We start from the raw sequence: 25,974 nt of genomic DNA on the forward strand, positions 1-25,974 counted from the left end.
GCACGTGACCACCATCTGCTGCGTCGGCGACATCATCACCGACGTGCTCGCCGCCCTCCTGGCTCCGCTCGCCCCGGACTCGGACACCCCCGCGCACATCCAGGTCGCCGGGGGCGGCCAGGCAGCGAACACCGCGTCCTGGCTGGCGGCGTCCGGGGCCGACGTCGTCCTCGTCGGCGCGGTCGGCGACGACCAGGCCGGTCGCGAGCGCGTCGCCGAACTCACCGAGGCCGGCGTCCGCGTGGCCGCCCAGGTCTGCCACGGGTCGGCCACCGGCGCCATCGTCGTCCTCTCGACGCTGCACGGCCGGAGCATGATCACCGACCGGGGGGCCAATCTGCTGCTCACGCCGGAATCGGTGGACGTCGGGCTGAGCGACGCCGGCCGACTGCACCTCTCGGCGTACACGTTGCTTGATCCAGGCTCACGACGCGCGGGGCGGCACGCCCTCGAGCAGGCCATGGCCCGCGGCATTCCGGTGAGCGTCGACGCGGCCTCCGCGCACCCGCTCGAGCAAGTGGGCGCGGAGCTTTTCTTCTCATGGGTACGCGGGACGCAGGTCCTGCTCGCGAACAGTGATGAAGCACTTGTCCTGGCTGGTGAAGGTACCCCCGAAGAGCAGGCGCGTCGGCTCGCCGACGCCGTCGGCGGATCCGCGGTCGTCAAGCTTGGCGCGGGCGGCGCGGTCTGGGCGCTGCCGGACGGCGAGCTGCTCACGGCGCCCGCGACGGCAGTGCCCGCCCTAGACACCACCGGAGCCGGCGACGCCTTCGCCGCCGGCCTCATCGGGGCGCTGGCCGCCGGCGCATCGCCCGACAAGGCGCTCAGCGCGGCCACCGCGCTCGGCTCCCAAGCGGTCACGACGCTGGGCGCCAGGCCACCCGTGCCCGTTCACTCAGAAGTGGGACGATGAGGGTATGGCGCGCAACGCCCCCATCCTGATCACCGACGCTGAGCCGAGCCTCGAAAAGCAGCGGCACAGTCGGGAGATCCGCTATCTGCTCATGATGTCGCTGCGGGCGGTCTGCCTGATCCTGGGCTCCGTCCTGGCCGTCATGCAGGTTCCGCTGCTGTGGCTGTGGCTGCTGCTCTGCGGCCTGGGCATGGTCGTCCTGCCGTGGATGGCCGTCCTCATCGCCAACGACCGCCCGGTCAAGGCGGAGCACCGGTGGCGGCACAAGCCCGCCGCCGCACCGGGCACGTCCACCCACGAACTACCCACCCAGCCGACCGGAAAGACCATCGACGTAGACCCATGAGCGATCTGATCATCGGGGCCGACGGCCTCGCCCGGTGCCCCTGGGGTGCGAGCACACCCGACTACGCGGTCTACCACGACACCGAATGGGGCCGGCGGATCGAAGGCGACGACGCCCTGTTCGAACGGCTCACCCTGGAAGGGTTCCAGTCCGGCCTGTCCTGGCTGACCATCCTGCGCAAGCGGGAAAACTTCCGGACCGCGTTCGCCGGCTTCTCGATCCCGGCGGTCGCCGCCTTCGGACCCGACGACGTCGACCGGCTGATGGCCGACACAGGGATCGTCCGCAACCGGGCGAAGATCGAAGCCGCCCTGAACAACGCCCGAGTCGCCGACACGCTGGACCTCTCCGAGCTGCTGTGGTCGTACGCTCCCCCGCGACGGCCCCGCCCGGCGGCACTGGGCGAGGTCCCAGCGGTCACCCCGGAATCCACGGCGATGGCCAAGGCGCTCCGCAAACGCGGATTCCGGTTCTTCGGGCCGACCACGGCGTACGCCCTCATGCAAGCGACCGGGATGGTCGACGACCACCTCCACGGCTGCCACGTCCCCCAGTTGTCCGCGCGATCATGAACTTACGGTCGTGATCAACCGGCGTGTCGTGTCCGTAGCGCCCTGATCAACTCCTCAGCGCCCTGATCAACACGAGACGGCGCGCCGGCTGGGTGAGCCGGCGCGCCGTTGGGGTCGATATGGGGGCGGTGGGGGTCAGGCGGCGTACACGGCCAGGCGGCCGGCGCGCTCGGGCTGCCGCAGCTTCGACAGCGTGGTCTTCTCGATCTGACGGATGCGCTCGCGGGACAGGCCGAACTCCTTGCCGACCTCGTCCAGGGTGCGCTGACGGCCGTCGTCCAGGCCGAACCGCAGCCGGATCACCGCCTGCTCACGCTGGCTGAGGGTGGCGAGGACGAAGGCGACCTCGCCCCGGAGCTGGCCCAGCGCGACACTGTCCTCAGTGGCCGGAGCGGCGCAGGAGACGAAATCGCCCAGCGCGCTCTCCCCGTCGTCACCGACGGCCTGGTCCAGGCTGACCGGCTCGCGGTCGTAGGACATCAGCTCGATGACCTGGTACTCCGGGACCTCCAGCGTGGCTGCGAGCTGCGCGATCGAAGGCTCCCGGCCCAGCTGGACCGCCAGGTCGCGGCGTACGCGGACCATGCGGTTCACCTGCTCCACCATGTGCACCGGGATACGGATCGTGCGGGCCTGGTCGGCCATCGCCCGCGTGATCGCCTGCCGGATCCACCAGGTGGCGTACGTCGAGAACTTGTAACCCTTGGTGTAGTCGAACTTCTCCACCGCCCGGATCAGACCCAGGTTGCCCTCCTGGATCAGATCCAGGAACGCCATCCCCCGGCCCGTATAGCGCTTCGCGACGCTGACCACGAGCCGAAGGTTCGCCTCCAGCAGATGGTCCTTCGCGGCACGTCCCTCGGAGACCACGACGGCCAGGTCGTTCGCGACCTCGCAGGGGTGGCCCGCTTCGTGGGCCGCCTCCAGGAGGTGCTCGGCCATCAGCCCGGCTTCCACCCGGCGCGCCAACTCGACCTCCTGCTCCGCGGTGAGGAGCTTGGTCTTGCCGATCGCGTTCAGGTACGCCCGGACCAGGTCCGAGGAGACGCCGCGCTCGTCGACGGCGTCGAGGTCGTTCGTCATGACCGTTGCGGCGGTGTCGTCCATCGTCGTCTCTCCCCGTTCGCTGAACATGAGAAGAGCTTGCACTCGGGCGCGTGAAGTGACGGTGAGGTGACTCAACCCGGGGTGTGGCGTGGCTTACGCTTGCCCGCGAACGTGAAGTTCATGGGGAGGAACAAAACGTGTTGAACCGGCTGCGCCAGCTCTTCGGCGCCGGTGGACCGAGCGTCGCGACGACGTTGCAGGCCAAGCGAACCCAGCCCGGCGGCGACGTCAGCGGCGTCGTCCAAGTCGTCGGCGGTTCGCGGCCGGTCACCGTCTCGAAGGTCGTCCTCGGACTGTCTACAAAGGTATGCGTCGACGGCGACGACACCCACTTCGACGACGTCTTCTTCGCGCGCCAGGCGTTGACCGGATCGTTCGGGCTCGCCCCCGGCGAGGAGCGCGAATTCCCCTTCGAGTACCTCGTGCCCTACGAGGCTCCGCTCACGATGATCGCCGGGCAGCGGCTCGGCACGGTCGAGCTGGGACTGCGTACGGAGTTGGAGGTCGCCCGCGCGTTCGACGGCAGCGACCTCGACCCGATCGAGACGACGCCGCTGCCGGCGCAGGAGACGGTCGTCAAGGCGTTGCTGGATCTCGGCTTCCGGATCCTCCGCTCTGATGTGGAGCACGGCACCCTACGCGGCGTGGATCAGACGCTCCCGTTCTTCCAGGAGATCGAGTTCCACCCCGCCGCCAAGTACGCCACCATGCTCAACCAGCTCGAAGTCACCTTCGTCGCCGGACCGGTCTCGACCCAGGTGGTCCTCGAACTCGACCGCCGGGGCGGGCTCATCCCGAACCGCGAGGTCTTCGGCCGCTTCGTCGTCGACCACTCGGCGCTCGGCGACACCGACTGGAAGGGCACGCTGGACGACTGGATCATGGAGTCGTGCCGACGCGGCGGCCTCTTCTGACCGAAGTCGATCAGGCTCTTACGGAGTTGATCAGGGAGCTACGGACACGACACGCCGATTGATCACGACCGTTAGTTCATGATCGCGCGGACAGCCCCGCGGGAGCGGAGCGAGCGGGAGCGGAGCGAGCGGGAGCGGTCACGGGAGGAGGAGGCCGCGGGTGATCAGGTGGCGGACGATGCCCGCCAGCGACAGCGCCAGCAGGTCGAAGGGCGCTTCGTGGGCGGCGGCCAGCAACGTCACCAGTTCTCGCAGCGTGGTGTTGCCGTCGCAGCCGCCCACGAGGGAGACGATCAGCGGGTCGATCTCCTCGGCCCAGTGCATCCCGTCGGTCAGTTCGAGGATCTGCCGGTCGACTGCCCAGCCGTCTGGGCTCATCGTGGCGTCCTGCCGTAGCAGCAGCCCGGGCGCCGTACGCAGTCGCAGGTCCAGCAGCCCGTCGAGGTCCACTCCGGACAGGTGGTCCTGACGGTCGAACCAGTTGGCGACCTGCACGCCGACTGGCTGGTCGAGGCGTTGGAAGGCGTCTTCGCAGACCACGATCGGCTCGTCGGAGCCGCTGTACCGGGCGCTGATCAGCCCGAAGCCGATGGCTTCGATCTTGTTGCGGTCGAACCAGTCCAGCCAGGCGGCGGCCCGCTGCGGATCGTGGCCCTCGGCCGCGTCGTAGAGCCAGAGGCGTACGTAGTCGAGGGGTTCGGTCACTTCGCGCTGGATGACCCACAGGTCGCAGCCGGTCCCCGCGAACCAGCCGGCGACGCGCTCGGTCCAGTCCTCGCCCGCCACGTGCACCCAGTTCGCCAGGTACTGCATCGTGCCGCCGGGGTTCAGCAGCCGGGGCGCGGCCGCCGCCAGCTCCGCGCAGACGCCGTCGCCGGGCCGCCCCGAGTCACGGTAGGTGTGGGTGGTCACGCCCGGCCCCACCACGAACGGCGGGTTGCTCACCACCTGGTCGAACCGCCGTCCCGCGACCGGTGCCAGCAGGTCGCCCGCCAGCAGCTCCCAGGACAGCCCGTTGAGGTGCGCGGTCGTCGCGGCGAACCGCAACGCCCGCTCCGAGAGATCGGTCGCGGTGATCGTCGCAGCGTGCTCGGACAGATGCAGAGCTTGTACGCCGCAGCCCGTGCCCAGGTCCAGTGCGCTGCCGACGGGGCGACGGATGGTGGCGTCGGCGAGCGTCATCGAGGCCATGCCGACGCCGAGCACGTGATCGGCGGGTAGTGGACGGCCTGGCCGGGCCGCGGCCGGCAGGTCGGCGACGACCCACCAGTCCCCGTAGATGTCCAGGTCGATTCCGGCGCGCAGGCCGTCCTCGGCCCGTTCGACCAACCCGGAGGCCAGTGCCTGCGGCAGCGGCAGCCCGCCGAGCGCGGCGGCCACGGTCTCCTCGGCTTCGGTCTGCCCGGCGAGGAACACCCGCACCAGTACGCCCAAAGCGTCGTCCGCGCCGTCGGTGGCGGCCAGGGTGGCCCGGAAGTCCTCGCGCCCGGCGGCGGCCCAGGCCTCCGGCCCGATCCGGGCGGCCACGCCTGCCTGGGTGAACTCGGCGTCGACGAGCGCGTCGCGCAGTTGATCGAGGCCGCTGCGATCCAGGATGCCCTGCTGTTCGGTCACTGCCCTATCCTGCCAGCACCATGCCTTCGGACCTGATAGCGGCACTGATCCAGCGCTGGGGACTCGTTCTGGTCTCCACCGCTGGGGTCGCTGCGGTGTGCGTACTCATCGTGTGGGCGGGAGCGAGACGGGGCCGGGACTGGCGCGCGTACGCGCTGCTCGCGGGGGTGTTCGTCGGGACCTTGCCGTGGACGTGGATGGCGCTGACCCCGCTGCACGGACCCGAGCGGATCAGTCTGCGCCCCTTGGTGGACCTGGTGGCCCAGGTACGCGGGGACGGCGCGGAGGCGTTCGTGCAGATCTTCGCGAACCTGGTCTTCCTGCTGCCGCTGGGCGCGTTGGCGCCGATCCGCTGGCGGTGGCTGAGCCTGTCGCGGGTAGTCCTGCTGGCGGCCGGCTACTCCGCCGCGATCGAGACCGCCCAGTACGCCTTCCACCTGGGCCGGATCTCCAGCCTCGACGACGTCCTTCAGAACACCGCCGGGGCGGCCCTGGGCGCGTTGCTGACCCTTCGCTGGAGCCGGCGGTCAGTGGCGCCGGCGCCGCTTGGCGACCACCCGGGTCCGGCAGTAGACGGGGTCGACGCCGGCTCCCTCGACGCGGGCCTCGTGCCCGCTCAGCAGGGCTTGTTCGAGCGGGCTGCCCTCGGTGGGGGTGGTGCGGGTGACGGGGTTGGGCAGCGTCCGGGCCCGCCGCTGGACGATCTTGGTACGCCGCAGCATCGACTCGGCCCGGCGCAGCGCCCGGGTGAGGTCGGCCGGACCGGACACATCGGATACTCCGACCGTCGCGGTGATCCGGATGACCTGACCGCCGACCCAGATCGGGGTGGCGAGCAGTTCCTCTAGCCGGTCGGGGTCGGGGTCCGCACCCGATCCGCGGACGAGCGCGACGAACTCGTCTCCGCCGAGCCGCGCCACGAGCTGGCCGCCCACGTAGTCCGCGAATCGGCGGCCGAGCGCGACGAGCACCTCATCGCCGACGATCTGCCCGTACCCGTGATTGATCCGCTGAAATCCGTCGATGTCGACCAGCACCGCGGTCATCGGGAGCCGGGCCGGGTCGGCGAGCAACGCGGTGCCCAATTCGTAGAACGCGCGCCGATTGAGCAGGCCGGTCAGCGAATCCTGCCGGGCGGCGATGCGCTCGACGAGCACCTTCCGGCGCAGCTCGACGGCGGCCGCCTCGGCCTGGCGAACCCGCCGGCCCAGCCAGACCGCCACCCCCACGCCAGCCAAGCCGGTCAGGACGATCGCGACGACGGCTGGATTCACGGCTGCGCTCCCCTTTCGCGCGGGCCGACGGTATCGGCCGCCCGATTTCGCAATATGGCCGTTCGACGGAATATGTGGACTCCGGACCGCTTATCGAGGTTTTCGGCGGGCTTCGCCGTCATCCACTGAAGACAATCAGTACCAGGTCACTGGGGTTATGATGCGCTCTGCACGGTGCGGATGCAAGAGCGGATGCACGTGCAGACGACAGATGAACCGCGGGGAGGGAATCAAGTTCGTGACTGACTGGATCCAGGGCCAGCATCTGACCTGGCGCAAGAGCGGACGGAGCAACGCGAGCGGGAACTGCGTAGAGGTCGCCCGATTGCCGGAGGGCTCGGGCGTGGCGATCCGCAACTCCCGGAACCCGGACGGGCCGGCGCTCGTGTTCACGGCCGAGGAGATCGCCGCCTTCGTCGCGGGCGTACGCGACGGCGAGTTCGACGATCTGGTGGTCCCCGGCGGGCCGTGACAGCGCGGCGCCGACACGCATACCACCGGATCGGTGAACCGCCGATCAGTCCACATAAGGCATGCTTCAGATCACGATCAGGAAACTGGGAGGTGAGCGCCCGTGGTCGCCCCGTTCGAGGCCGGCAGCGGCGGCGGGCCCACCGCCTTGCGGATCATGCTTGGAGCGCACCTCCGCCGGCTGCGGGAAGCCCAAGGGATCTCCCGGGAAGACGCCGGCTGGCAGATCCGGGCGTCCGAGTCCAAGATCAGCCGGATGGAGCTGGGCCGCGTCGGGTTCAAGGAACGCGACGTGGCCGACCTGCTCACCCACTACGGGCTGGCCGAGGGCGACGAGCGCGAACGCCTGCTCACCCTGGCCCGGGAGGCGAACGCGCCCGGCTGGTGGCATCGATACAGCGACATCCTGCCCGCGTGGTTCCAGCCCTACATCGGACTGGAGTCGGCGGCGTCGCTGATCCGTAACTACGAGGTCCAGTTCGTCCCCGGCCTCCTCCAGACCGCCGACTACGCCCGGGCCGTCGTGAGCCTCGGGCACGCGCGTACGGGGGCCGAGGGGATCGACCGTCGCGTCGAACTGCGGATGACCCGCCAGCAGGTGCTGCGTAGACCGGACGCACCCCAGTTCTGGGCCGTCGTCGACGAAGGCGCGCTGCGGCGCCCGGTCGGCGGCCGAAAGGTCATGATCGCCCAGCTCGAGGCGCTCATCGAGGCGAGCGAGCTGCCCAACGTACGCATCCAGGTCGTGCCGTTCCTCATCGGCGGGCACGCGGCGCACGGCGGTGCCTTCAGCATCATGCGGTTCGCCGAGCCGGACCTGCCCGACGTCGTCTACGTGGAGCAGCTGACGAGCGCGATCTACCTCGACAAGCGCGAAGACGTCGACCAGTACCAGATCGTCATGGAGACGCTCTGCATCGAGGCCGCGCCGCCGGAACAGACGCCCGACATCCTCCGCAAAATCGCGGCAGACCTGGCTCAGTGACCTAATCTATGGATCCCCGACCCTTCATGCGAGGTGCATTGCTGTGAACGACGCACCGCAAAACTCAGAGCTGCTGTCCCGGCTGGACACTTCGGTGGCCCACTCCGCGCGGCTCTGGAACTACCTGCTCGGCGGCAAGGACAACTTCGCCGCCGACCGTGAGGCGGCCGAGCAGGTCCTGGCATTCATGCCGGAGCTGGTGCAGTCCGCCCGCTACAACCGCGAATTCCTCGGCCGCGTGGTCCGCCACCTCGCCGGACCTGCCGGAATCGACCAGTTCCTCGACATCGGCACCGGCCTGCCGACCGCGAACAACACGCACGAGGTCGCCCAGAAGACCAACCCCGCCGCGCGGATCGTCTATGTGGACAACGACCCCATGGTCCTCGTCCACGCGCGTGCTCTCCTGACGAGTACGCCCGAAGGCGCGACCGACTACATCGACGCCGATATCCGCGATCCGGAGACGATCCTGCAGAACGCCGCGCGTACGCTCGACTTCGAGCGGCCGATGGCGATCATGCTGCTCGGCATCCTGAACTTCGTCGTCGACGACGCCGAGGCCGCCGCGATCGTCGCCAAGCTGCTCGACGCCGTACCCGAAGGCAGCTACCTCGTCATGTCGCATCCCACGGCCGAGGTCCACCGGGAGGCGGTCGAGCGCGCCATGCAGATGTGGAACTCCAGCGGCTCGGCCCCCATCTGCGCGCGTACGCCCGCCGCCATCTCCGAGTACTTCGAAGGGCTGGACGTCCTCGACCCCGGCTTCGTGACCGTTTCGCACTGGCGGCCGGACGGCAACGACGAGGCCGTCGTCACCGAGTGGTGCGGCGTCGGCCACAAGCGCTGACGCTCCCCCTTTCCCGCTGGCGCTCTTGAGCGGCAGATCACGGATATGCATGCGATCTTGGACCTCGGAAGCATGCATATCCGTGATCTGCCCACTACAGGCACACCGCGGTCTGGCAAGCTGGGGCCATGTCGAAGCTCTTCCTCGCTCAGGAGCCGGCCGCCGACGAGATGCTCGCGACCGACCCGCTGGCACTGCTCATCGGGATGCTCCTCGACCAGCAGCAGCCCCTGGAGAAGGCGTTCGCGGGGCCGTTCCGGCTGGCCGAGCGGCTCGGCGTACAGCATCTCGACGCGGCGGCCATCGCCGGGCACGATCCGGAGGACTTCGCCCGGATCTACGCCGTCCCCCCGGCCATCCATCGCTATCACGGCTCGATGGCGCAGCGTACGCAGCAACTCTGCCAAGCCGTCACCGACGAGTACGACGGCGACGCCGGCCGGATCTGGGGCGAGGCGGCCGACGGCAAGGACCTCTTCAACCGGCTGACGGCACTGCCCGGCTACGGCAAGCAGAAGGCGCACATCCTCATCGCCCTGCTCGGCAAGCAGCTCGGCGTGCAGCCGGCGGGGTGGCGCGAGGCGGCCGGGGCGTACGGCGAGGAGGGGTCGTTCCGTTCGGCGGCCGACATCGTCGACGCGGCCTCCCTGACGAAGGTACGCGAGTACAAGAAGGCCGCGAAGGTTGCGGCGAAGGGTTAGGGCAGGCCGCGTAACCGGGCGAGCGCGGTCGTCAGGCTGTCCGGGGTGACCGCGAACGCCCGGCTGAGCGGGTACTCCACCTGGTAGAGGACGAAGAGCAGCAGCGCGATCATCGCACCGACGACGGCCATCATGAGCCCGTTCGGGAAGGTGCGCTCCAGCCCGAACAGGTAGAGGAACACCACGCTGACCAGCCCACCGGCGATCAGCACCGGCCAGAGCAGGCCGGGCATTCCTTCCCCGGCGGCTTGCAGGCGGCCGCTCCGAGCCCCGGCCGCCGCGCTGATCTGGGCGCTGAGCTGGGCGTACGCGTTCTGCTCCGGATCGGTCTGGGGGTGTACGGCGTCGACTCGCCGGCGCAGCTCCGTGAAGAGCAGTTCGGCCCCGTCGTCCGGTTCGTGGCGTACGCGTAACCGCGTCCACTCCGGACCGGTCGCCTCCCCGAGGTACGCCACGATCAGGTCGCGTACCTCGGTTCGGTCGGCCGGGGCGAGTTGGTCGGCCGACCAGTACGCCTCGACGAGGCTGCCGGCTTCGAGGTCGGTGCTCGACGCGGCGGCCGACCGGGGTTCCCAGATGGCGATCGCGGCGATGGCGATGAGGATGGCGTACGCCATCCCGATGGTGGCGTAGAGCGTGCTGGCGGCGTCCGTGTCGGCGACCAGCCATCGGCGCGGGACGACCTTGGAGATCAGGAGGAAGCCACCGACCGACGCGGCGGCGGCCCCGACTGTGACGAGTGTTCCGGTGAGCATGACATCCATCGGGAGCCCCCCAAGGTCATCGGCGTACGCGAGCCGCCAGGGTGATCGCGGGGACGAGCAGGCCCGCGAAGAAGGTCAGCGTGAGCGGCAGCTTCCTTTTCGGCGCGGGTGGCGCGGGCGGCCGGCGCACCGCGGCCAGCGCCACCGGAGACGAAGACTGCGAAGGCGACGGCGGTAGCGACGAAGCCACAGTGGACGGCGACGGCTGAACCGGCGGCGACGGCGGATCATGGGGAATCGGCTGGGGCCAGCGGATGCTCACGGCGTACTCCTCGACCTCGCCGCCGGAGGCCGATCCGGTCGGCTGCACGACGGCTGGGCTTCCGGCGTACAACCGCAGGAGCAGGCGCAGACTGCGGGCCGTGCGCGGCACGCTGACCCGTGGCCAGGACAGGACGGCGGATTCCGCCCCGGACGGCACCTCGGCGGTGGCGCGGGCGTCGCCGAGCCAGCCCGCGAGCAGGGCAGGTTCCGGCGTGGTGTTCCGCACCGCAACCGTCACCCGCCACGACGTCGCGTCGGCGGCGATCGTCGGGGCCGGCAGGCCGTCGTCGGCGCCCACCGAGCCGCCGAGGCTCAACACCCCCATGGTCGTGACGGTGTTGCGCGGCGCTTCGCCGTTCTCGGACGAGCCGTAGTCCCAGAGGATCGGGCACGCGGTGGCATCCGCGTGGTACGCCTGCACCCCCGCCTCGATGAAGCTCGCCTGCGACGGGTCGGTCAACGGAATCCGGTAGATCCGGCCCGACGAGTTCTCCAACGCCATCAGTACGCCGAACGCACTGATCGACACCGCCCCGAACGCGACTCCGTCCACAGTGGGAAGGGCCGCAGCGGAGACCGCGCCGGTAGCGGGATCGACGCGGACGAGCCGACTCGGCCCGGCGGCCAACCCGTAGAGCGCGCCGTCGAGCGGGTTCACCGCCCAGTCCCCCAGGTCGATCTGGTCCGACAGCTGAACCCGGCGCGCCACCGTGAGCGCCGGGAGCCGCACGTCCACCAGGGTGGACCCGTCCAGCAGCAGCCAGTCCGAACCGGCCACCGCGCCGGCATACGCACCTGGGACGACCGCCGGTCCCACCGAGTTCACGTGGCCCGATCCATCGATGGTGACCGTCTGGCCGCCGGAGATCGCGTACCCGAGATCGGCGAAGTAACCGAGCGCGTTGACCGGCTTCGGCAGCTCGGCGAGCTTCGCGTACCCGTGGGCGTTCTCGTCGAAGCGCAGCAGCGCCTTGTCTTGGGTGAGCAGAAAACCGTTGCGGCACAACGGCTCCGCCGCCGGGGTGGTCGGTCCGGCGACCACCCCGGCGGTCAGGGCCAGCGCGAGCGTCCACGCGCCGGGCACGACCCGCTACCGATCCCGCTGCGTGAGCAGCCGCGCCAGCGCGGTCAGCTCCAGCGTCCGGGCCAACGGCGGGTCGTCGTGCAACCGGTCCAGCGCCCGGCTGATCAGCTCGCTCGCCTGCGCCACGCACCACTGCCGTCCGCCGGCCGCGTCCACGGCCGCCGCGACCTCTGCCAGGTCCGCCTCCTTCAGCTCCTCCTCCGACGCGTACGCCGCAAGCAGCGGCCGGGCAGCGGGAACGCCCGAGCGCAGCGCGACGACGACGGGCAGGCTCTTCTTCCGGCTGCGCAGGTCGGAGTAGACGGGCTTGCCGGTGACCGCGGGATCGCCCCAGATGCCGAGCAGGTCGTCGGTGATCTGGAAGGCGAGCCCGAGGTCCGCCCCGAAGCCGCGAAGCCGGGCGACCTGCTCGGCGGTGCCGCCGCCGAGCAGTGCCCCGAGACCGGTGGCGCATTCGATCAGCGCCCCGGTCTTGCGCCGGGCCATGGCCAGGCACTCCGCCGTGGTGACGTCGTCGCGCGACTCGAAGGCCAGGTCTTCGCCCTGGCCGTGGAGCAGGTCGCCGACCGCCCCCGACAGCATCTTCTGGGCCAGCCGCGCCCGGGTGGGACCGGCCACCCGGGAGTCGGACGGCCCGCTGAGCGTGCCGAGGGTCTCGACGGCGAGCGTGAGCAGGGCGTCGCCGACCAGGATGGCCTGCGCGACGCCGAACTCCTTCCACACCGTCGGCCGATGTCGCCGGGTCTCGTCGCCGTCCATGACGTCGTCGTGGACCAGCGAGAAGTTGTGCACCAGCTCGACCGCGACGGCGGCGGGCAGCGCCGGGGCGGGTGCACCGCCCACGGCCTGAGCCGCCAGCAACACCAGCGCCGGGCGCAACGCCTTGCCGGTCGGGCCGTGCGCGGCCGGAATGCCGTGCCGGTCCCACCAGCCGAAGTGGTACCCCGACGCGTGTCGCAGCACGGCCGGCAACGTGTCGACGGCGGCCCGCAGCGCCGGTTCGGCCAGCGCCCGGGCCGAGTCGACGGCCTGTCTGGCGACCTGGGCAGCCGGCGTGGGCTGCGCCGGTGCCACACGTCCGGCGTTCGCGTCCACCTCAGGCGTACGCGAACGAGCCGGGGCGTCGACGGGACCCTCAGTCATGGAAGTGCCCGATCTGGACGTTCTCGAGGACACCGACCGCATCGGGGACCATGATCGCGACCGAGTAGTACGCGCTGACCAGGTAGGACATGATCGCCTGGTCGTTGATCCCCATGAAGCGGACCGACAGGCTCGGCTCGTACTCGTCCGGGAGCCCGGTCTGGTGGAGCCCGACGACGCCCTGCTCCTGTTCCCCGAGCCGCATGGCGATGACCGACGTGGTGTGGGTGTCCGTCACCGGGATCTTCGAGCACGGCAGCAGCGGCACCCCACGCCACGACGGCATGTGGTGGCCCTGGAAGTCGATCATGGCCGGATAGATGCCGCGGCGGGTGCACTCCCGCCCGAACGCGGCGATCGCCCGTGGATGCGCCAGCAACACGTGGGTGCTACGGCGGCGGCTGAGCAGTTCGTCGAAGTCGTCCGGGGTGGGCGGCCCGGTCCGCGTGTGGATGCGTTGCTTGAGATCGGCGTTGTGCAACAGACCGATCTCGCGGTTGTTGACCATCTCGAACTCCTGTCGTTCTTTAAGAGCCTCAACGGTCAATCGCAACTGCTGCTCGGTCTGATTCATCGGATGGTTGTAAAGATCGGCGACACGGCTGTGGATGCGCAGCACGGTCTGCGCGACGCTGAGTTCGTACTCCCGGGGCGACAGGTCGTAGTCGACGAAAGTGCTCGGCAGCATCGGCTCGCCGTCGTGCCCGGCGGACAGCTCGATCTCCGCCTCGCCGTGCCGGTTCTGCCGCGGCACCCGGCTGCTGCGCAATCGGCCGAGGTGCTCGGCGAGCGCCGGGGACTGCTCGGCGACCTCCTCGAAGGACCGGCGCGGGAGACTCAGCACGATGCAGGAGGTCGCTGCGCGTACCGAGTAATCCCAGGTCAGGTCAGATTCGACGAGCACCTGATCGCCGAAGTACTCGCCGTCGGCCAGCACGCCGAGCACCGCCTTGGCGCCGTACTCGCCGACGCCGACCTTGTCGGCCTTGCCGTGCGCCAGCAGGTAGAGCTGATCGGCCGCCGCGCCCGCCTCGACGATCGAGTCGCCGGCGGCGTACTCACGCTGGGCGAAGCGCCGGGACAGCGCGTCCAGCGTCGCGATGTCGTCGAAGTCCCGGAGCTGTGGGAGCTCCCGCAGCTCCGGCGGGACCACCCGGACCTGGTCGCCGATGTTGGTGAAGGTCAGCCGGCCGTCGCCGACGGCATAGGTGAGCCGCCGGTTCACCCGGTACGCCCCACCGGTGACCTGGAGCCAGGGCAGCACCCGGAGCAGCCAGCGGGAGGTGATCTCCTGCATCTGGGGGACGGACTTGGTGGTCGTCGCCAGGTTCCGCGCCGCTGCGGTACTGAGGCTCGACCGGCCGTTCGGGGAGTCGGTCCCCGCTTCGACGGGCTCGCTCGGAGCATCGAGGATCGTCATTTCGCCACCGTCCGATCTGCTTCGGGGGCACCGCCGGCGGTCCCCGGCGATGGTGGAGCTGACGCCGGGCACTCGATCCGAATGCCTTCGGCGGGCGGCGGTACGGGCCGCTTGGCGCAATGAGATCAGCGGCCTTGGCAGGACTGTCAAGCTAAATCACCATTGGAGGTGAAATCACGTGCTATGGGCGATTCGATGGGGTGGGATCAGGAGAGCACACCGGCGCCGGTCCTGCCGGCGCCGGTTCTTCCAGAAGGGTCGCTGCCCATGTCACAACCATTCCGGCTGCCCGAGTTCTACGTCCCGCACCCGGCCCGGCTGAGTCCCCACCTCGAGTACGTCCGCGTCCACAGCAAGGCCTGGGCGCGCGAGATGGAGATGATCGAGGGTTCCGGGATCTGGGACGAGCAGACGTACGACTCCCATGATTACCCGCTGCTCTGTGCGTATACGCACCCCGACGCCTCGGCGGACCGCCTGGCGCTGGTGACGGACTGGTACGTCTGGGTCTTCTTCTTCGACGACCACTTCCTGGACGTCTACAAGCGTACGCAGGACCGCGACGGAGCCAAGTCCTATCTGGACCGCCTACCCGCGTTCATGCCGATCGGCGGCGAATCGATGCCGACTCCGGCGAACGCGGTCGAGCGAGGGCTGGCCGACCTGTGGACACGAACCGTTCCGGCGATGTCGGCCGCCTGGCGGGAACGGTTCGCCGAGGCCACCCTGCATCTGCTCCAGGAATCGCTGTGGGAGCTGGGCAACATCAGCGAGAAGCGCATCCCGAACCCGGTCGAGTACGTCGAGATGCGCCGCAAGGTGGGCGGCGCGCCCTGGTCCGCCGGGCTCGTCGAGTTCGCCGTGGCGGCGGAGATCCCGGCGGCCGTCGCCCGCACCCGGCCGTTACGCGTCCTCCGGGACACCTTCTCCGACGGCGTACACCTGCGCAACGACATCTTCTCCTATCAGCGGGAGACCGAGCAGGAGGGCGAGGTCAACAACGGCGTACTGGTGGTCGAGCACTTCCTGGGCTGTTCGCCGCAGGAGGCCGCCGACACCGTCAACGACCTGCTCACCTCGCGGCTGCATCAGTTCGAGAACACCGCGCTGACCGAACTGCCCGGCCTGTTCGCCGAGCACCACCTGGACCCGGCCCGGCAGGCGGACACCCTCCGCTACATCCAGGGGCTGCAGGACTGGCAGAGCGGCGGCCACGAATGGCACCTGCGGTCGTCGCGGTACATGAACAAGCTCGCCACTGCGGCCCTCCCGGTTCCGCCGAGCGCGTTCGCCGGGCTCACCCGCAGCTTCAGTCACGTGCCGCACCAGGCGGTCGGGCACCTCCCGCTCCCGGCGATCCCCATGCCGTACGCGACCAAGCAGAGCCCGCATCTGCACGCCGCTCGGCGCAACACGATCGACTGGGCGGCCCGCATGGGCATGCTCGGTCCCACTCCCGGACTGTTCGGGAGCGGCCTGTGGACGGCGCCGCTGGTGGCCGGGTTCGACTTCGCGTACTGCGCCGCCATGGTGCACTGGCGGGCGTCGGGGCCGGAGCTGGACCTGTCCTCGCAATGGCTCGCCTGGGGCACCTACGGCGACGACTACTTCCCGCACGTCTTCGGGCGTACGCGGGACTTCGCCGGCGCGAAGGCGTTCACCCAGCGGATGCGGCTGTTCATGCCGCTGTCCGGGCCGGCCTCCGGCGTGATCCCGGCCAACCCGGTCGAGCTGGGGCTGGCCGATCTCTGGGCCCGGACCGCGATCACGATGGACGACCGCGCCCGGCACGAGTTCCGGGACGCCGTGCTGGGCATGGTCGACAGCTGGCGGTGGGAGCTGCTCCAGCAGAGCCAGAACCGGGTCGCCGACCCGGTGGACTACCTGGAGATGCGCCGGTTCACCTTCGGCTCGCAGCTCACCATGAGCCTGTGCCGGATCACCCGGTCGGACGTCGTCCCGGCCGAGGTGTATCAAAGTCGTCCACTGCGGGCACTGGACGACTCGGCGGCCGACTACGCCTGTCTCACCAACGACCTGTTCTCCTACCAGAAGGAGATCCAGTACGAAGGTGAGCTGGCCAACGGCGTACTGGTGATCCAGCGGTTCCTGAACTGCGACGCGCTCACCGCCTCGGCGATCACCGCCGACCTCATGGAGGCCCGGCTCCGGCAGTTCGAACACCTCGTCGCCGACGACCTGCCCCGGCTCTTCGCCGATCAGCGGCTGTCCACCGAGGTACGCACGGCGCTGCTGAGCTACGCCGACGAGCTACGGGACTGGATGGCCGGCATCCTGCGGTGGCATCAGGGGACCACGCGCTACGACGAGGCGTCCTTACGGGACCGGTACGCCTCGCCGAAGCCGTCGGTGCCGATGCCGACCGGGCTGGGCACTTCGGCCGCCCGGCTCCCCTCGCTCAGCTCGCCGGCCGGACCAGGCTGAGCGCGGTCTCGAACGCGGCGTCGGCGTCGACCTCGACATCGGGGGCGACGCCGACGCCTTCCCAGTTCGTGCCGGTCAACGGGTGCACCGCCCGCGCGGTGGGGATGGACGCCTCCAGGTGCGGAGTCAGGCGTACGCCGACGCGCGGATGCGCCCCTCCCCGCGTCGCCTGGCCGACCAGGGTCGCCCGGCCGGTCACCTTCAGGTCGTACGCCACCTGCTCGCCGCCCGAGAACGTCTTCGGTCCGATGAGGACGTAGACCGGCTTGCTGCCGCCGTAACGGCGACCGGGCACGGTGGCGAACGTCCACCACTGGCGCGTCGAGTCGCTGGCCCGGTCGTAGATCCCGGTCAGCGGCGTCTCCTCGTCGTCGAAGAGGTAGCTGAGCAGCAGGGCCACGATCGACGGCTCACCACCGAGGCAGCCGCGCACGTCGACGATGAGCGCGTCGGCGTCCGCCACCAGCGTCATGGCGGCCGAGATCGCCTCCGCGGTGATCACGGCAGGCAGCAGCCGCGGCTGGATGTCGAGGTAGGCGACGTTGCCGTCGAGCCGCTCGACCCGGTGCATGCCCGACGCCGTCCGCCCGGCGAAGGTGACCATCTCGGCGAGGAACGCCGCTTCCTGAGCCTCCATGCTCTCGTCGGCCGGCTCGGGCAGCTCCTCCGCGTGGTACAGCAGACGCAGGTGCTTGTCCCCGTTGATCCGCTGAGCGTCGGCGGTCACCAGCGCGGCCAGCTCGGCTTCGTCGGCCACGGCGTAGCGCCCGGAGGCGACGCCCTCGGCCAGAATCTCGTCGATCTTTTCGGCCATCTCCGGGAAGACGTAGTGCTGGCGCAGCAGGTCCCGGAACTTCTCCACGGTTGTCATGCCGGAAGTGAAGCATGGTCTTGACGAAAGCGTCAAGAGTCCTTGACACTTAACTCATGACGGAACCGGAAGAGGTTCTGGAGGTCTCCTCGGCCGCCCAGTACGCCGCCCTCGGCCACCCGACGCGCCTGCGCCTGCTGTTCGCGCTCGGCCGTCGGCAAGCCACGATCAGCCAGCTCGCCGTGGACCTCGGTACGCGCAAAGGCAACGTCGCGCACCATCTCGGCGTACTGCGCGAGGCGGGGATGGTGAAGATCGCGTACACCCGGCCCGTGCGCGGCGGCACCGAGCAGTACTACGAACGCACGGCGAAACGGCTGAACTTCACCGGCGAGCAGGCGTCCGCCCAGAAAGCTCTCACGTTGCGCGTCCTGTCCGAGGAGATCGAGGCGGCCGAACCCGATCCGTTCCTGCTCCTGCGGTACGTCCACCTCACCCGCGCCCAGGCGGCCCAGCTCGTCGCGACCCTGTCCGACCTGGTCGACGGTCTCGAAGAGGCGGACGAGGCGGAGCCTCGCTACCGGCTGCTCACCGGCCTCTTCACCCCCGCCCCCACCCCGCCTTCGCCTTAGCGGTACGCGCCGACGATCTCCTCCGGCCCGACGAGGCTTACGCCGTCGACGCTGGATCCGCTACGGGAAACCACCAGCAGCGGTGTCATGGCGTCCGCGCCCGGAAGTTTCGCCCGGTGGACCACGAGTTCGGCGAAGTCGTGCGAGTCGAAGGCTCGCCGTTCCAGCCACTTGATCGATCCGGCCATGGTGATCTTCTTCGCGATCGGACCCCGATCCGCGCCCACGAGATCGATCTGCGGATCGTTGGTACGCGTCCAGTAGCCGCCGACGACGCCGGTCTCCGCCGGTAGGACGTCGCCCGGCATGCGACCGAGCGCGTCGCGGATCACCGGTTCGACCGCCGTGCCTCGCCAATCAGTCCAGGATCGCCGGATCCGGGCCAGCGTGAGGTCGCCGCGCCCTCGGTCGATCTCGGTCAGATACGGCCCGAGAAAGGCCAGCCAGAAACGCAGATGGGGGTCGGCGATCAGATATCGGGTCTCCTTGGACGGCTGCGTCGACAGCGGCGTGACCGCCTGCACGGCCCGCTTCGCGGTGAGCAGCGTCAGGGCACGGGTCAACGACGCGTGCGGCATGCCTCCGGCCGCTCGGGCGATCAGGCTGTAGGCGCGTTCACCGCTGCCCAGGGCGGTCAGCACCAGCCGGGCTTGGGATTCCGGCGGGAACTCGGCGGCAAGCGCGCGTTCACCGCTGACCAGCAGCGCCGACGTGGGATCCGGCACCGCCTCCGCGAGGTACTCGTCCACCGACGCTCCGTGCGGCCATTCGTCGAGCACCAGCGGCAGTCCACCGGAGACCAGGTAGGCGTCGATCGCCTCCGCGGCGGGCAGATCGAGCATGCTGCCGACGTCGGCCGGACTGAGCGGTGGCACCACCATCTCCGTGGCACGCTGATGGAACGGCCGGCCGTACTCGTTGAGCGCCTCCATCATCGCCAAGTCGGATCCGATGCAGATCAGCAGCACCGGCTTGGCCGAGAGGTCGCGGTCGAAGATCTTCTGCAGCGTGCCCTCGAAGCCAGGATCCGTCGCGATGACGTAGGGCATCTCATCCAGCACGACGACACTCGGCTGATCGTCCGGAATCGCTGCGACCAGCAGGCGCAACGCCGCATCCCACGTGCTCGGTTCCTGACCGTCGAACATCGTGGCCCGCGGCAGGTCCGACTCCGCGCCGGCCTGGATGAACAGGCGCAACTCCGCTTCCGCCGACGGCTGGGCGGAAGCGGTGTAGAAGACATGCGGCACTGCGGCACGCCGGACGAACTCCTCGACCAGGCGGGATTTGCCGACCCGGCGGCGCCCACGCATGAGCACCGCACGACCAGGGCGACCCGTCCGGCCGCCGGAGCGCACGCGATCAAGAAGCTTGGTGAGCTGGGCCAACTCCGTCCGCCGGCCGACGAATCCATCCATGCTGCTCACCGCCTTCACATAATACGCTCACGCATGAGTCTTTCACGGATGATTGACTCACATCTGAGCGTATCAGGATCAGCGGGCCGGGGGGAGCAGGCGCGGGCCGGTATCCGGCCGCGGTTGCGGCTCCTCGATCACGCCCCAGGCCTGGAGCACGGCGTACCCGTCGGGGCGGGCGAGCACGGGGTTGAGGGTGAGCCGCCGGACGTGGGGCACCTCGTCGGCGAGGTGGCCGACGCGGAGCAGCAGATCCTCCAGGTCGGCGACGCGTACGGGGGCGCCGCCGGCCGCTCCGGTGAGGAGGTCGGCAGCGCGCGGTGTGCGTACCAGGTCGAAGGCGTCGCGATCGGTCAACGGCGCGGCTCGCCAGGCTCGGTCGCCGACCAGGTCGGCCACCACTCCGCCGAGGCCGAAGCCGACGACCGGCCCGAACGCGGGATCGTCGACCAGTTCGACGATGCAGGCGACGCCCGGCGCGACCATCGGCTGGACGAAGATCTCCACGCCGGCTCCGAAGAGCCCCTCCAGGTCCTGGTACGCCCGGCGCAGCTGAGCCTCGTCGTCGACGTCCAGGCGGACCGCCCCGAGGTCGATGCGGTGCGGGCGTTCCACCACCTTGAGCGCGACCGGCACCCCGCCCAGCTTGGTGAAGGCGGCGAGGACGTCGTCGATCCCCTGTGCCCGAAGGTTCGGCACCACCTCGATCCCGTACGCCGCCAGCGCCTCCTCCACAGTGGAAACGACGAGCGGTGGGGCCGGGACCGGGGACGGCGGGAGGACGCCTTCGGATTCGCGGAGCCACATGGCGCGGCGGCTCACCCGGGCGAGCGCCCGGACGGCTTCCTCAATGGACGGATAGCTCGGCACAGAGTCGGGCGCGCTTCCGTAGAGGAACGTCGTCACGAGCGGTTTCTCGCTCCCCGCCGCCGCGTCGGCGATGGCCTGCGCGTACGGCGTCGCGCCGGAGTCGGACAGCGTCATCGCCCCGGTCGGCAACGGCGGGGAGACCACGACCAGCAGGGAATCCGTCTCCTCCGCGGTGAGCGCGCGGCCGAGCGCGGCGGTGAACTCGTCCTCGCCCGCCGACGGGCCGACGGTGGCGACTGGCCCGACCGCGAGTCCGGCCGAGACGACGGCGGAGCCGGCCAGCGAGGCGAGTGGGGCGGCGTTGCCGACGATCCCGACCCGGCGGCCGGACGGCATCGGTGCGCCGGTCAGCAGCAGGCCGACGTCGACGAGTTCGGCAACCGTGTCGACCTGGATCACCCCGGAGTGCTCCCTGAGCGCCTGCATGGCCGAGGGGTCCAAGGTGGACCCCAGCCCGGTACGCCCCGACAGCACGACGATCGGCTTCTGCCGCCCCACCTCCCGGGCGATCCGGGCGAACTTGCGGGGATTGCCGAAGGTCTCCAGATACATCAGGATCACGTCGGTGTCGGGATCGCCGGCCCAGTACTGCAACAGGTCGTTGCCGGAGACGTCGCCGCGCTGGCCGACGCTGACGAAGCTCGACACGCCCAGCCCTCGGCGGTCCGCCTCCGCCATGAGCAGCAACCCGAGCGTGCCCGACTGGCAGAACAGGGCGGCCCGGCCCGGCGGTGGCAACTGCGGCGACAGGGTCGCGTTGAGTCCGTGGGCGGCCACTCCGAGGCTGCCCGGCCCGATCACCCGCATGCCGGTGGCGCGTGCCGTCCGGACGAGTTCCCGACGCTGGGTCTGATCGAGATCTGTCACCACGAGCAGTCCGGCCACCCGGCCGGCGCAGTCCTGAACGACGGCGGGAACGGCGGACGGCGGCACGGCCACCACCGCCAGGTCGACGTCTTCGTCCACAGCGGACAGTGATGCACCGGGCCGGATCAGGTGCGGGCGTTGTGCGTACGACTCGGAAATGTGCCGGACGAGCGCGGAACCGACGCCGGACCCGGAGCGGGAGGCCCCATAGACCGCGATCCCCCGTGGCCGGAGCAGCCGCGCCACAGACCTGGCCTCGGTACGCCGCTCGCGATCGGCCTGGACCTGCCGCGAGCGGTCGGTGGGCGCGATCGGGAAGGTCAGGTGGACGACGCCGTCCGCGTATTCGCGGTTGACCTGGTAGCCCGCGTCGGCGAAGACGCGCAGCATCGCGCCGTTCTCGGGGAGGACCTCGGCGACGAACCGCGTGATCCCGGCCGGCTCGGCGCTGGCAGCGAGGTGTTCGAGCAGCACGGAGCCGATGCCGCGGCCTTGGAAGGCGTCGGCGACCACGAACGCCACCTCGGCGTCGGGCGCCTGCGGGCCGAGGCGCTCGTAGCGGCCGACCGCGATGATCTCGGCGCTGCCGTCGGGCCGGCCGTGCAGCACCACGATCGCCTCGCGGTCACGATGGTCGACGTTGACGAACCGGTCGAGGTCGCGCGCCGGAATCCGCGGGTACGGCGAGAAGTAGCGCATGTATCGGGTGCGCTCGGAGAACCGGCCGTGCATCGCCACGATGGCCTCGGCATCCGACGGCTCGATCGGCCGGATCCGCACCGTCGAGCCGTCGGAGAGCAGCACATCCACCGGATCCCGCATGGCTAGTCCCGAGGGTCGTACGGGTCGAGGCCGTGCAGCGGGAAGACCGCCTTGCGCGTCGCGAGGATCGCGCGGTCGAGCGGCGTCGGCTCGGCCTCCGGCACCCACGGCACGTAACGGACGTCTCCGTCGTCGGTCATCCGCTGCGGGGCCACACGCTCCGGGCACAGGCTCTCTGCGAGGTCGATCCACTCCCGGGGGATCAGGGTCGCCGGGTCGAGCTGGTCGCCGGTGATCGTCGCGAGGAGATGGGTCCACGCCCTCGGCACCGCTTCGACCAGGGCGTACCCGCCGCCGCCGGTGGCGATCCAGCGCCCGCCGCACAGTTCCTCGGCCAGGTCCCGCAGGGCGTGGTAGGCCGCCCGCTGCCCGTCGACCGACAGCCGGAGGTCCGCCAACGGGTCGAGGCGATGCGGGTCGGCCCCACACTGTGTGAAGAGCACCTGCGGCTGGAAGGCCCGCAGCAGACCGGGGACCACCGCGTGGAACGCCCGCAGCCAGTCACGGTCGTTCGTACCGGGCGGCAGGGCCACGTTCACCGCGCTGCCCTCGGCGTTCGGGCCGCCGGTCTCCTCCGGGAACCCCGTGCCGGGGAACAGCGCGATCGGTGTCTCGTGCAGGCTGATCGTGAGCACCCGGGGATCGTCGTAAAACGCCGTCTGCACCCCGTCGCCGTGGTGCACGTCGATGTCCACATAGGCGATCCGCTCCGCGCCCTTCGCGAGCAGATCGGCGATGGCGATCGCCGGGTCGTTGTAGACACAGAATCCGGAGGCCCGCGCCGGCATCGCGTGATGCAGCCCGCCCGCGATGTTGACCGCCCGGTCCTGCTCCCCCGCCCACACCGCGCGGGCGGCGGTCAACGTCGCCCCGGCGATCAGCGCCGACGCCTCGTGCATCCCGTCGAACACCGGGTTGTCCGAGGTGTTCAGGCCGAAACCCTGGAAGAAGAAGTCGTCGGGCGCGGCCTTCACGGCCGCGATGTAGTCGGCCCGGTGAACCAGGCCCAGCTCCTCGTCGGTCGCCGCGGCCGGCTTGCGGACCGTGACACCCGGCCTTTCCAGCAAGTGGTACGCGTTGGCGAGGGCCATCGTGAGGCGTACCCGGACCGGGTCGAGCGGATGCTCGCCGAGGTCATAGGCGAGCAGCGACTCGTCCCAGACGACCAGGCTGCGCGTCATGCGCCCGGCTCTTCCCCAGTGGCGATCGGTCGACTCGGGTCGGTGATCCAGTGGCTCCACGAGCCGAGGTAGATCGCCGCGTCCGGCCGGCCCTTCGCGTGCAGCTGGAGAACCGCGCGGGCGGCGGTGATGCCGCTGCCGCAGTAAGCCCCGACCGGCTTGTCGGCCGGCAGCTCGGGAAGCTCGCCGGGAGCGTTGACGGCGCCCGGGATGTGCCCGGCGACGGCGTCGATCGGCTCCACCTCGCCGCGGAAGCGCTCTGCTGCGCGTACGTCGAGCAGCACGCCCGTCCGGGCGAAGTCGATCGCCTCGTCGGCCTCGATCGTCGGCAGGTGACCGGGCTCGACGGCGAAGTCGCCCGGCTTCGGCTCCGGTGTCTTGGTCGTGAGCTCGCCCGTCCAGGCGGGCAGCCCGCCGTCGAGCACCCGCACGTCCGAATGACCAGCCCAGCGCAACGTCCACCACGTACGCGCGGCGGCCAGCAGGTCACCGCCGTCGTAGACCACCACCGGCCGGGCAGCGCTCACCCCAGCGGCCCGCAGCTTCTCCGCCAGCTCCTCCCGATCCGGCAACGGATGCCGGCCGCCGTCGCCGGGCGGGCCGCACAGATCCTCGTCGACGTCGAGGAAGACCGCGCCAGGCAGATGGCCTTCGGCGTACGCCCCCCGCCCGGAAGGTCCGCCGAGCCGCCAGCGGACGTCGAGCAGGGTCACCTCGGGCAGCTGGGCCGCCAGCTCTTCGGAACTGATGAACGGGGTCACGCTCGCCATTCTGTCAGGCGGCCCCGGTGCCTGCCGGAGTGATCAGCGGGTCGAGACGAACACCCGCGAGGCGACCTCGCGCGGCAGGCGCACCTGCTCGCCGGAGCGGTCGATGGTGACCCCGTCGCGCTCCTGCGCCACCGTGACGGTCGCGCCCGGGTCCACCCCGGCCGCGTGCAGCTGGCGCAGCACCTCGACGTCGGTCTGCACGCTCTCGCAGATCCGCCGCACGATGACCGAGCCGGACAGCCCGGGGAACGCCAGGTTCCGCTCGGCCTCGACCTCCGTCTTGGGCTGGACGCCGTCGAAGGCGTCGAGACCCGGGATCGGGTTGCCGTAGGGCGAGCGCGTGGGCCGGTTGAGCAGCTCGTAGACCCGCTGCTCGACGGTGTCGCTCATCACGTGCTCCCAGCGGCACGCCTCGTCGTGGGCGTCCTCGTAAGGCATCCCGATGACATTGACGAGCAGCAGCTCAGCGAGCCGGTGCTTGCGCATGACGGCGACCGCGTGCGAGCGGCCGGTGTCGGTCAGCTCCAGGTGACGGTCGCTCTCGACGACCTTCAGCAGTCCGTCGCGCTCCATCCGGGCGACCGTCTGGCTGACCGTCGGACCGCTCTGGTGCAGCCGCTCGGCGATCCGCGCACGCAGCGGCGGCACACCCTCCTCCTCGAGTTCGAGGATGGTGCGCAGGTACATCTCGGTGGTGTCTACGAGGTCGTTCACGGTCTTCGGTCCTCCGGCAGCTCACGCCGTGGGAGCTTCCTACGCAGGGGCGCAAAGGCTGGCTCTGTGGCTGCCTGCGATTCTATTGGGTGATTCCAGTTAGCGGCGAATACGGCACGTCCAAGATCGCCAGGTGGACATCGCTGATCAGCCCACGGCGGCGGCGAAGGTGACCAGAACCACGAGCAGCAGCAGCCCGGCGAACAGGTAGCCGGCCGGGCTGGGCCCTTCGCCGGGTCCGTCGACGATTTCGATGACGGTCGGTTTGCCCGCTCTATACCTGATCAGCACCGGTGCCCGTCTGGGGTACGCCGAACGGCGGCGTACCGGGCCGAGAGCCAGAATCCGCTGACCGCCCTGAGTCCGGAAGGAGACCACCGGCCGATACCAGACCCGCCCGGCGAACCCGGACCGGAACTGACTCTCGACGATCGTGCCCGCGGCCTCGATCCCACTCCGGCGCAGCCGCTCCGACCACACTATCCGGCGTACGCCCGCGAGCAGGCAGAGCAGCGCGATCACCGCCCAGGCGACCGCGACCACCGCGGCGAACACGCCCATCTCAGGTCACATTCCAGTTCCAGCCCACGAGGACGAAGAACAGACCGGCGACGGCGGCCAGCAGACCACCCGCGATCATGCCCCAGGCGCCGGAGCCGCTGCCCTCGCCGGTGACGATCTCGATCTCCGTCGGCCGCTCGAGGTGATACCGCAGCGGCACCGTCGAATCCTTGACGAACGAGCGACGGCTCGCCCCCGGGCCCACCGCAGTGATCTCCCGGCCCTCCTGCGTACGGAACCGGACCACCGGGCGGAACACCATGAACCGGTTGTCCCCGGCCCCGCGGCTCTCCATCTGGCTGTCCACCACGGTTCCGGTCGTCTCCCGCCCGTCCTCCTTCAGCGAAGCCGAGCCACGCAGCCGCGCGATGCCCTTGACGAGCCCCACGATCCCGCCGACGCCGATCACCGCCGCCACGATCATGAACATCACGGGGAACGCGCCGAAGACACTCGCCATG

Annotated in this window: 25 protein-coding genes and 1 pseudogene; 11 read left to right on the forward strand and 15 right to left on the reverse strand. The window is 70.3% G+C overall.

The features are described 5' to 3' along the window. Positions 1-13 precede the first annotated feature (13 nt). From HDA40_RS16275 to HDA40_RS16285, 3 genes are read left to right on the forward strand one after another with little or no spacing between them, the layout of a single operon-like run. Positions 14-913, forward strand: coding sequence for a carbohydrate kinase family protein (locus HDA40_RS16275; RefSeq protein ID WP_253763645.1), 900 nt, complete (start codon positions 14-16; stop codon positions 911-913). Between the two features lie 4 nt (positions 914-917). Then, positions 918-1,259 (forward strand): DUF3099 domain-containing protein, encoded by a 342-nt coding sequence (locus tag HDA40_RS16280; protein WP_253756643.1) that lies wholly within the window; start codon positions 918-920, stop codon positions 1,257-1,259. Then, complete coding sequence (locus tag HDA40_RS16285) at positions 1,256-1,831, forward strand: DNA-3-methyladenine glycosylase I (protein ID WP_253756645.1); 576 nt, start codon at positions 1,256-1,258, stop codon at positions 1,829-1,831. Before HDA40_RS16280 ends, HDA40_RS16285 begins: the two co-directional genes overlap by 4 nt. Before the next feature lie 135 nt (positions 1,832-1,966). Here HDA40_RS16285 and sigB read toward each other — a convergent pair whose 3' ends face one another. Continuing rightward, entirely contained in the window at positions 1,967-2,965 is a 999-nt protein-coding gene (gene sigB / locus HDA40_RS16290) for an RNA polymerase sigma factor SigB (RefSeq protein ID WP_275978251.1), read from the reverse strand. Between the two features lie 110 nt (positions 2,966-3,075). On the opposite strand from sigB, the gene HDA40_RS16295 reads away from it, so the two are divergent. Then, entirely contained in the window at positions 3,076-3,852 is a 777-nt protein-coding gene (locus HDA40_RS16295) for a sporulation protein (RefSeq protein ID WP_253756647.1), read from the forward strand. A 138-nt stretch (positions 3,853-3,990) separates the two neighbouring features. On the opposite strand, the gene HDA40_RS16300 is transcribed toward HDA40_RS16295, so the two are convergent. Beyond that, positions 3,991-5,466 carry a DUF7782 domain-containing protein gene (locus tag HDA40_RS16300; RefSeq protein WP_253756650.1) on the reverse strand — a complete coding sequence of 492 codons (1,476 nt, stop codon included), beginning with the start codon at positions 5,464-5,466 and terminating at the stop codon, positions 3,991-3,993. A gap of 197 nt (positions 5,467-5,663) precedes the next feature. Between HDA40_RS16300 and HDA40_RS42550 the strand changes: the two are divergent. After that, positions 5,664-5,966, forward strand: a pseudogene (locus tag HDA40_RS42550) (VanZ family protein); the annotation flags it as partial. A gap of 27 nt (positions 5,967-5,993) precedes the next feature. On the opposite strand, the gene HDA40_RS16305 reads toward HDA40_RS42550, so the two are convergent. Further along, the gene (locus HDA40_RS16305; RefSeq protein WP_253756653.1) at positions 5,994-6,740 is read right to left on the reverse strand and encodes a GGDEF domain-containing protein; all 747 of its coding nucleotides are present in this window, start codon (positions 6,738-6,740) and stop codon (positions 5,994-5,996) included. A 211-nt stretch (positions 6,741-6,951) separates the two neighbouring features. Here HDA40_RS16305 and HDA40_RS16310 point away from each other — a divergent pair, with 211 nt between their 5' ends. From HDA40_RS16310 to HDA40_RS16325, 4 genes are all read left to right on the forward strand, one after another. After that, positions 6,952-7,212: a DUF397 domain-containing protein gene (locus HDA40_RS16310; protein WP_372502875.1), complete on the forward strand. Its 261-nt coding sequence runs from the start codon at positions 6,952-6,954 to the stop codon at positions 7,210-7,212. A 102-nt stretch (positions 7,213-7,314) separates the two neighbouring features. Beyond that, positions 7,315-8,196 carry a Sco1979 family transcriptional regulator gene (locus tag HDA40_RS16315; protein ID WP_504928320.1) on the forward strand — a complete coding sequence of 294 codons (882 nt, stop codon included), beginning with the start codon at positions 7,315-7,317 and terminating at the stop codon, positions 8,194-8,196. Positions 8,197-8,239: 43 nt separating this feature from the next. Continuing rightward, positions 8,240-9,046 (forward strand): SAM-dependent methyltransferase, encoded by an 807-nt coding sequence (locus HDA40_RS16320; protein WP_253756658.1) that lies wholly within the window; start codon positions 8,240-8,242, stop codon positions 9,044-9,046. A gap of 128 nt (positions 9,047-9,174) precedes the next feature. Next, complete coding sequence (locus tag HDA40_RS16325; RefSeq protein ID WP_253756661.1) at positions 9,175-9,747, forward strand: HhH-GPD-type base excision DNA repair protein; 573 nt, start codon at positions 9,175-9,177, stop codon at positions 9,745-9,747. Here HDA40_RS16325 and HDA40_RS16330 read toward each other — a convergent pair. From HDA40_RS16330 to HDA40_RS16345, 4 genes are read right to left on the reverse strand one after another with little or no spacing between them, the layout of a single operon-like run. After that, complete coding sequence (locus HDA40_RS16330) at positions 9,744-10,511, reverse strand: bestrophin-like domain (protein ID WP_253756665.1); 768 nt, start codon at positions 10,509-10,511, stop codon at positions 9,744-9,746. The two genes, HDA40_RS16325 and HDA40_RS16330, sit on opposite strands and share 4 nt — an antisense overlap. A 16-nt stretch (positions 10,512-10,527) precedes the next feature. After that, entirely contained in the window at positions 10,528-11,859 is a 1,332-nt protein-coding gene (locus HDA40_RS16335; protein ID WP_253756668.1) for a DUF6923 family protein, read from the reverse strand. Positions 11,860-11,865: 6 nt separating this feature from the next. Beyond that, entirely contained in the window at positions 11,866-13,002 is a 1,137-nt protein-coding gene (locus tag HDA40_RS16340) for a polyprenyl synthetase family protein (protein ID WP_253756672.1), read from the reverse strand. Beyond that, positions 12,995-14,422 carry a family 2B encapsulin nanocompartment shell protein gene (locus HDA40_RS16345; protein ID WP_253756675.1) on the reverse strand — a complete coding sequence of 476 codons (1,428 nt, stop codon included), beginning with the start codon at positions 14,420-14,422 and terminating at the stop codon, positions 12,995-12,997. Before HDA40_RS16345 ends, HDA40_RS16340 begins: the two co-directional genes overlap by 8 nt. 267 nt (positions 14,423-14,689) lie before the next feature. Between HDA40_RS16345 and HDA40_RS16350 the strand changes: the two genes are divergently transcribed. Next, the gene (locus HDA40_RS16350; RefSeq protein WP_253756678.1) at positions 14,690-16,867 is read left to right on the forward strand and encodes a terpene synthase family protein; all 2,178 of its coding nucleotides are present in this window, start codon (positions 14,690-14,692) and stop codon (positions 16,865-16,867) included. Here the strand turns inward: HDA40_RS16350 and HDA40_RS16355 are convergent. Then, positions 16,842-17,738, reverse strand: coding sequence for a S41 family peptidase (locus HDA40_RS16355; protein ID WP_253756681.1), 897 nt, complete (start codon positions 17,736-17,738; stop codon positions 16,842-16,844). The genes HDA40_RS16350 and HDA40_RS16355 overlap by 26 nt on opposite strands. A 56-nt stretch (positions 17,739-17,794) precedes the next feature. Between HDA40_RS16355 and HDA40_RS16360 the strand changes: the two genes are divergently transcribed. Then, on the forward strand, positions 17,795-18,310 hold the full coding sequence (locus HDA40_RS16360) for an ArsR/SmtB family transcription factor (RefSeq protein ID WP_253756685.1): 516 nt from the start codon (positions 17,795-17,797) through the stop codon (positions 18,308-18,310). Here the strand turns inward: HDA40_RS16360 and HDA40_RS16365 are convergent. From HDA40_RS16365 to HDA40_RS16395, 7 genes are all read right to left on the reverse strand, one after another. Beyond that, complete coding sequence (locus HDA40_RS16365) at positions 18,307-19,728, reverse strand: ATP-binding protein (protein ID WP_253763648.1); 1,422 nt, start codon at positions 19,726-19,728, stop codon at positions 18,307-18,309. The genes HDA40_RS16360 and HDA40_RS16365 overlap by 4 nt on opposite strands. Positions 19,729-19,806: 78 nt before the next feature. After that, a complete protein-coding gene (locus tag HDA40_RS16370) occupies positions 19,807-22,287 on the reverse strand; it encodes a GNAT family N-acetyltransferase (protein WP_253756687.1) in 2,481 nt (826 codons plus the stop codon). 2 nt (positions 22,288-22,289) lie between these two features. Beyond that, positions 22,290-23,468, reverse strand: a complete 1,179-nt coding sequence (locus HDA40_RS16375) for an acetoin utilization protein AcuC (protein ID WP_253756688.1) — start codon at positions 23,466-23,468, stop codon at positions 22,290-22,292. Then, on the reverse strand, positions 23,465-24,238 hold the full coding sequence (locus HDA40_RS16380; protein WP_253756690.1) for a sulfurtransferase: 774 nt from the start codon (positions 24,236-24,238) through the stop codon (positions 23,465-23,467). The genes HDA40_RS16375 and HDA40_RS16380 overlap by 4 nt, the downstream gene beginning before the upstream one ends. A 33-nt stretch (positions 24,239-24,271) precedes the next feature. After that, positions 24,272-24,952 carry an iron-dependent transcriptional repressor DtxR gene (locus HDA40_RS16385; RefSeq protein ID WP_253756692.1) on the reverse strand — a complete coding sequence of 227 codons (681 nt, stop codon included), beginning with the start codon at positions 24,950-24,952 and terminating at the stop codon, positions 24,272-24,274. Between the two features lie 147 nt (positions 24,953-25,099). Beyond that, positions 25,100-25,513: a DUF3592 domain-containing protein gene (locus HDA40_RS16390; protein WP_253756694.1), complete on the reverse strand. Its 414-nt coding sequence runs from the start codon at positions 25,511-25,513 to the stop codon at positions 25,100-25,102. Position 25,514: 1 nt separating this feature from the next. Continuing rightward, positions 25,515-25,973 (reverse strand): DUF3592 domain-containing protein, encoded by a 459-nt coding sequence (locus HDA40_RS16395; RefSeq protein ID WP_253756696.1) that lies wholly within the window; start codon positions 25,971-25,973, stop codon positions 25,515-25,517. Position 25,974 lies beyond the last annotated feature (1 nt).

The sequence above is a fragment of the Hamadaea flava genome, from assembly GCF_024172085.1.
Lineage (GTDB): Bacteria > Actinomycetota > Actinomycetes > Mycobacteriales > Micromonosporaceae > Hamadaea > Hamadaea flava.

Coding starts and splice junctions, on each gene's coding strand:
- HDA40_RS16350 (WP_253756678.1), top strand. CDS start 14,690: ATGTCACAACCATTCCGGCTGCCCGAGTTCTACGTCCCGCACCCGGCC.
- HDA40_RS16375 (WP_253756688.1), bottom strand. CDS start 23,468: ATGACGCGCAGCCTGGTCGTCTGGGACGAGTCGCTGCTCGCCTATGAC.
- HDA40_RS16285 (WP_253756645.1), top strand. CDS start 1,256: ATGAGCGATCTGATCATCGGGGCCGACGGCCTCGCCCGGTGCCCCTGG.
- HDA40_RS16280 (WP_253756643.1), top strand. CDS start 918: ATGGCGCGCAACGCCCCCATCCTGATCACCGACGCTGAGCCGAGCCTC.
- HDA40_RS16310 (WP_372502875.1), top strand. CDS start 6,952: ATGAACCGCGGGGAGGGAATCAAGTTCGTGACTGACTGGATCCAGGGC.
- HDA40_RS16360 (WP_253756685.1), top strand. CDS start 17,795: ATGACGGAACCGGAAGAGGTTCTGGAGGTCTCCTCGGCCGCCCAGTAC.
- HDA40_RS16365 (WP_253763648.1), bottom strand. CDS start 19,728: ATGGATGGATTCGTCGGCCGGCGGACGGAGTTGGCCCAGCTCACCAAG.
- HDA40_RS16325 (WP_253756661.1), top strand. CDS start 9,175: ATGTCGAAGCTCTTCCTCGCTCAGGAGCCGGCCGCCGACGAGATGCTC.
- HDA40_RS16390 (WP_253756694.1), bottom strand. CDS start 25,513: ATGGGCGTGTTCGCCGCGGTGGTCGCGGTCGCCTGGGCGGTGATCGCG.
- HDA40_RS16380 (WP_253756690.1), bottom strand. CDS start 24,238: ATGGCGAGCGTGACCCCGTTCATCAGTTCCGAAGAGCTGGCGGCCCAG.
- sigB (WP_275978251.1), bottom strand. CDS start 2,965: ATGTTCAGCGAACGGGGAGAGACGACGATGGACGACACCGCCGCAACG.
- HDA40_RS16345 (WP_253756675.1), bottom strand. CDS start 14,422: ATGACGATCCTCGATGCTCCGAGCGAGCCCGTCGAAGCGGGGACCGAC.
- HDA40_RS16370 (WP_253756687.1), bottom strand. CDS start 22,287: ATGCGGGATCCGGTGGATGTGCTGCTCTCCGACGGCTCGACGGTGCGG.
- HDA40_RS16330 (WP_253756665.1), bottom strand. CDS start 10,511: ATGGATGTCATGCTCACCGGAACACTCGTCACAGTCGGGGCCGCCGCC.
- HDA40_RS16355 (WP_253756681.1), bottom strand. CDS start 17,738: ATGACAACCGTGGAGAAGTTCCGGGACCTGCTGCGCCAGCACTACGTC.
- HDA40_RS16395 (WP_253756696.1), bottom strand. CDS start 25,973: ATGGCGAGTGTCTTCGGCGCGTTCCCCGTGATGTTCATGATCGTGGCG.
- HDA40_RS16340 (WP_253756672.1), bottom strand. CDS start 13,002: ATGACTGAGGGTCCCGTCGACGCCCCGGCTCGTTCGCGTACGCCTGAG.